The organism is Bartonella sp. AA83SXKL, assembly GCF_042196965.1.
In the GTDB taxonomy this organism is placed as follows: Bacteria; Pseudomonadota; Alphaproteobacteria; order Rhizobiales; family Rhizobiaceae; genus Bartonella.
Genome location: NZ_JBHIRG010000264.1, coordinates 1 through 619, shown reverse-complemented (window position 1 = coordinate 619; position 619 = coordinate 1). Strand labels below are relative to the sequence as shown.

The following is a 619-nucleotide window of genomic DNA, read 5'->3' as shown; positions in this document are numbered from 1 at the left end:
TGAATGAAGAATACACTATTTTAGGCAATGGATTCAATATCTTCATCAGCGAGATTACTTGGAATAACGATAACAGGGATTGAAAAAGCTGTTCCCCGATTGCCAATTAATTGCACAAGCGGTCCGGGTCCTTCTGTATGTTCACTGGCAGCTAAAACAAAAAGTGCAATTTGCTTATCTTCGTCAATCAGTTTGGCAATCTCATCAATTTTTTTGCCTTCACGCACAGTTATTTGCGTTTCAAGGGAATGCGTAGTGCGTACATCACTGGCAATTTCTCCTAAAACTTTATGGGCAGTTTGTATTGCTTCTGTTCGCATAACATTGTTGACGCCCAAAAAATGTTGAAATTCTACACTATCAACAATACAGAGTAGTACCAATGTTTTTTTAGTATTTTGGGCATGCTGTGCAGCAAAGGCGACAGCGCGCCGACATTCTGGTGTCTCATCGATAATGACTAAAATTTTCCGCTTGTGATTTGTTTTCGCTTTGTTTTGCTTAGAAACCCTGAGGTTTTCTCTATTTTTTGCAGACAAATTCTTTACCCTTACAGCTTCAGCTTAATTGTTTCATATATTGTGCAAAAATCCAACAATTTCACGGACTTTTTTCATAT

At 38.0% G+C, this 619-nt stretch carries 1 protein-coding gene; it reads right to left on the bottom strand.

Features of this window, described 5'->3' with window-relative positions:
• Positions 1–20: 20 nt before the first annotated feature.
• Positions 21–539 (bottom strand): universal stress protein, encoded by a 519-nt coding sequence (locus tag ACFINO_RS11010; protein ID WP_375655887.1) that lies wholly within the window; start codon positions 537–539, stop codon positions 21–23.
• Positions 540–619 lie beyond the last annotated feature (80 nt).